Below are 4,403 nucleotides of genomic sequence, written 5' to 3'. Positions count from 1 at the left end.
GGGCATTCGGCCGTTCCTTCGGATTTATGGATTAAATAATCAATCTTGATCCAGTATAGATTCAATCTATACACTGCGCCAAGAACCGCGCGTGCGCGGCATCCGCGCCCGAACAATGGAGACACCAACATGCTCAGACTTTCTCTTATCCGCCGAGCCGCGGCATTGGCCCTCGCCCTCTGCGCTGCATGGTCCGCCGCGGCGGGGGCCTCTCCCAAGCAGCTCCGCGTGATCGTCCCGTTTCCGCCCAGCGGAAATCTGGACACCATCGCCCGCCTAGTAGCCGAGGGGCTGCAACCCGCCTTCGGCGTCGTCATCGTGGAAAACCGCCCGGGCGCCAACGGCAATATCGGAGCAGACCAAGCATTCAAGAGCCCTCCCGACGGATCGACGTTGATGTTCGCCCCCTACGGCCCCATCGCGGTCAACCAGCACCTGTATCCACGGCTCAGCTACGACCCTGCCCAATGGGTGCCTGTAGCGATGCTCGGCACGGTACCCAACGTGCTCGCCATCCACCCCAGCCTGCCCGTCCAAGACCTGGCCGGATTCATCGCCTACCTTCGGGCCAACCCCGGCAAGGTCGCCTTTGCCTCGCAAGGCGCGGGATCCTCATCGCACCTGGCCGCCGAACTGTTCATGCAATTGACCGGCACGAGCATGCTGCACATCCCCTACAAAGGCACGGGCCCTGCCCTGGTTGACCTGTTGGGCGGTCAGGTCACGGTGTTCTTCGACACCCTCAGCTCCAGCGGCAAGTACCACAAGAGCGGCAAACTGCGCATTCTCGCCGTGGCGGACGACAAGCGCTCGCCGGTCCTGCCGGAGGTGCCGACCTTCGCCGAAGCCGGTCCGCCGTCGATGAGCCAGATGATGGCCAATGCCTGGTACGCCGTCGTCGCCCCGCCGAACACTCCGCGCGAGGTGGTCGAAAAATATGAGCGGGCAATCAATGAGGTGCTTTCCTCTCCCGCCATCCAGAAGAAGTTCGAAGAAATGGGCATCGACCCCTTGGTTGCCACCTCTGCCGAGGCAGGACGTTTCATGCGGCAGGAAGCGGAAAAATGGGGGCGGGTGATACGCGCCAGCAAGATCACGCTGGATTGACCTGGGGCTCGACGCATGCACACGACTCACTCCTCCGACGATCCACGCCGGCGCATCGCCGATGCGCTGGCGATGATGGAGGCTGCCGGCATCATCGACTTCAACGGTCATTTCAGCGCACGCACGGGGCCCGATCGCTTCCTGATCAACTCTGGCGCATCGGTACGTAGCGCCATCGGGATCGACGACATCATCGAGGTCGACCTGGAGGGCAGGCCGCTCGACGGCGGCCCCAAGCCTCCCATGGAATTCCACATTCATGCGTCCATCTACCGGCGTCGCCCCGATGTCGGGGCCGTTGCCCATACGCATCCGCTCTGGTCCACGCTCTTTAGCAGCGTCGGACGCAAAGTGGAAGCGGTTACCATGCAGGCAGCGCTGCTTGGAGAAATACGCGAATTCCCGAAAACGGCGTCGATCAATACGCGCGAATTGGGCGATGAGTTGGCCGAGTGCCTAGGCGATGCGCGCGTCGCAATGCTGAAATCGCATGGCGCCGTCGTCGCCGCCGAAGGGGTGCTGGAGGTGTTCGTGCTGGCTTGCTACCTGGAGGAAACCGCCCACAGGCAGTACCTGGCGAGCCAGCTGGGCGCGCCGCAGGTCTTGGATGCGGCGCAGCAGGAGAAGATTCGCGCCAACCTGTGGAAGCCGCACTTATTGCAGAAGGTCTGGGATTATCACTACGCCAAGCTGCAAAAACGGGGCCGGCAGGAGGGGCCGGCCCTGAGCACCGATTAAACCGCGGCTTCGCCGGTTTCGCCGGTGCGGATGCGGATGACCTGCTCCACGGGCGTCACGAAGATCTTGCCATCGCCGATCTTGCCCGTACGCGCTGCCTTGATGATGGCCTCGACAGCCTGGTCGACCAGGCTGTCGGCGATCACGAGCTCGATGCGGATCTTGGGAAGGAAATCCACGACGTACTCGGCACCGCGATAAAGCTCGGTATGCCCTTTTTGCCGCCCGAAGCCCTTGACTTCCGTCACGGTCAGGCCATTGACTCCCACCTGGGCCAGCGCCTCCCGGACCTCGTCGAGTTTGAACGGTTTGATGATGGCTGTGACTTGCTTCATGGCTGAACCCTTGTTGAATTCTGGCGGAAGTTCGAAGATCCTGTCATTGTAGCCGGCCGCCTCGCGTCAGGCATCGGCCGTGCGATCGGGAATTCGGGTGAGATCGGCCTTCCACACCACTTCCTCGGAATCGCTGGGCGCACGCCAATCGCCTCGCGGCGAGAGCGACCCGCCCGACCCGACCTTGGGCGAATTGGGCACGCACGACCGCTTGAACTGGCTGGTCTTGAAGAACCGGTGCACGAAAATGCCAAGGTTGTGCTTGATCGCGGCCAGGTCGTACTGGTTGCGCTTGACGTGGTCCTCCTCGGGCCAAACGCCACGTTCTCTGTCCTGCCACGCAGTAAGCGCGAGAAATGCGACCTTGGACGGCGCAAACCCGTAGCGCAGGATGTAGTACAGATTGAAGTCTTGCAGTTCGTACGGGCCGATGAACTGCTCTGTCCGCTGCGCTGGCGCATTGCCGTTTTTCCCAGGCACCAGCTCGGGGCTGATCTCGGTATCGAGGATGTCGAGCAGTACCCGGCTGCCGTCGGCGCCAACGGCGCCGGTCTCGGCCACCCAGCGCACAAGGTGCGCGATCAGCGTCTTGGGCACGCTGGCATTGACGTTGTAGTGCGACATATGGTCGCCCACCCCGTAGGTGCACCAGCCGAGCGCGAGTTCGCTCAGGTCGCCGGTACCGATCACGATCGCGTTGTGGAAATTGGCCAGCCTGAACAAATGGCTCGTCCGCTCGCCCGCCTGCACGTTTTCGAACGTGACGTCATAAACCTCCTTGCCCTCCGCGTACGGGTGCCCGATGTCTTTGAGCATTTGCTCGCAGCTGGGCCGGATGTCGATTTCGAGCATCGTGCAGCCGACGACGCGCATCAACGCGCGAGCCTGTTGCAAGGTTCGCTCGCTGGTGGCAAAGCCGGGCATGGTCACGCCGATGATGTTGGAGCGCGGCAGGTTCAGCCTATCCATGGCCTTGGCGCAGACGAGCAGCGCATGCGTGGAATCGAGGCCGCCCGAGACCCCGATCACGACCTTGTCGGTCCCGATGGCCGAGAGTCGTTGCAACAGCGCCTGGACCTGAATGTTGTAGACCTCGTCGCAGCGTTCGTCCCGCCTGCGCCTATCGGCCGGCACGTACGGGAAGCGCTCGACCCGGCGCACCAGGGGCAAAGGTTGGTCCATCTGCAGGCCGATCTCGAAGGAAACGGTCTGGAAGCGCGCGGCTTCGGCTTTGTGGCGCAGCACGGACTGGCCGAAAGTGGTCTGCCGCATGCGCTCGTGTGCCAAGCGCTCCAGGTCCACGTCGGCCAGGATGAGGTGCGACTCGTCCAGGAAACGCTCCGATTCGGCGAGGAGCTCGCCGTTTTCATAGATAACGGCCTGGCCGTCCCAGGCCAAGTCGGTAGACGACTCGCCCCGCCCCGCCGACGTATAGAGGTAGGCGGCCAGGCATCGGGCCGATTGCTGGCTGACCAACTGGTGGCGGTAGCCCGACTTACCCACGACCACGTTTGAAGCCGACAGGTTCACCAGCACATTGGCACCCGCCAGCGCGGCGAACGAAGAAGGCGGAATCGGCACCCACACGTCCTCGCAAATCTCGACGTGAAAGCGCAAGCCAGGCACATCGGCGATTTCGAATAGCAGCGACGCGCCGAACGGCACGTGCTGGCCGGCGAGCTCCAGGTGGTCGGCTACGGTGCAGTCGCCCGGCGTGAATTGGCGCGCCTCATAGAACTCGCCGTAGTTGGGCAGGTAGGTCTTGGGCACGACGCCCAGGATCCTGCCCCGCGCCACGATTGCGGCGCAATTGAACAATGCGTGCCCCACGCGCAGGGGAAGCCCGACCACCAGCGCAGCGGGCAGCGAGACAGACTCGGCGACGATGGCTGCCAGCGCCCGCTCGCAACCCTCCAGGAGCGCCCGCTGGTGGAAGAGATCATCGCAGGTATAGGCGGAAAGTCCAAGCTCGGGGAACGCCACCAGGGCTGCCCCCTGCGCGGCAGCCTGCCGGGCCAGGTGCAGCGTCTGCGCGGCGTTGAACTCGGGATCGGCGACCCGGCAGCGAGGCACGCCCACGGCCACGCGCGCGAATTGATGCGTATAGAGATTGAAGAAATTGCCTTGCATGGTGGAGTTCCTTCATGCGCCGGCCCAGCGCGGCGCCACGGATCAACCGACATGATAAGGCGGATGGACCTTGGTCGTCCCGGCCCCCGCGCC

General features: G+C 63.5%; 4 protein-coding genes. 2 read left to right on the top strand and 2 right to left on the bottom strand.

The genetic code is table 11. From position 1 onward, the window contains the following. The first annotated feature begins 129 nt into the window (after positions 1 to 129). Positions 130 to 1,107, top strand: coding sequence for a tripartite tricarboxylate transporter substrate binding protein (locus IRZ12_RS15880; RefSeq protein WP_296470482.1), 978 nt, complete (start codon positions 130 to 132; stop codon positions 1,105 to 1,107). A 15-nt stretch (positions 1,108 to 1,122) separates the two neighbouring features. After that, entirely contained in the window at positions 1,123 to 1,845 is a 723-nt protein-coding gene (locus tag IRZ12_RS15875) for a class II aldolase/adducin family protein (protein ID WP_296470480.1), read from the top strand. Here the strand turns inward: IRZ12_RS15875 and IRZ12_RS15870 are convergent. Next, the gene (locus tag IRZ12_RS15870; protein WP_296470477.1) at positions 1,842 to 2,180 is read right to left on the bottom strand and encodes a P-II family nitrogen regulator; all 339 of its coding nucleotides are present in this window, start codon (positions 2,178 to 2,180) and stop codon (positions 1,842 to 1,844) included. The two genes, IRZ12_RS15875 and IRZ12_RS15870, sit on opposite strands and share 4 nt — an antisense overlap. A gap of 66 nt (positions 2,181 to 2,246) precedes the next feature. Next, complete coding sequence (locus tag IRZ12_RS15865) at positions 2,247 to 4,310, bottom strand: NAD(+) synthase (protein ID WP_296470474.1); 2,064 nt, start codon at positions 4,308 to 4,310, stop codon at positions 2,247 to 2,249. Between the last annotated feature and the right edge of the window lie 93 nt (positions 4,311 to 4,403).

The sequence above is a fragment of the Pigmentiphaga sp. genome, assembly GCF_019689535.1.
Classification (GTDB): Bacteria; Pseudomonadota; Gammaproteobacteria; order Burkholderiales; family Burkholderiaceae_B; genus Pigmentiphaga.
Note: the sequence above shows the minus strand (reverse complement) of the source record. Positions and strands in the feature narration are given on the sequence as shown.

Excerpts from the sequence above, each read along its gene's own strand:
- IRZ12_RS15865 (WP_296470474.1), bottom strand. The coding sequence starts at position 4,310 with ATGCAAGGCAATTTCTTCAATCTCTATACGCATCAATTCGCGCGCGTG.
- IRZ12_RS15870 (WP_296470477.1), bottom strand. The coding sequence starts at position 2,180 with ATGAAGCAAGTCACAGCCATCATCAAACCGTTCAAACTCGACGAGGTC.
- IRZ12_RS15875 (WP_296470480.1), top strand. The coding sequence starts at position 1,123 with ATGCACACGACTCACTCCTCCGACGATCCACGCCGGCGCATCGCCGAT.
- IRZ12_RS15880 (WP_296470482.1), top strand. The coding sequence starts at position 130 with ATGCTCAGACTTTCTCTTATCCGCCGAGCCGCGGCATTGGCCCTCGCC.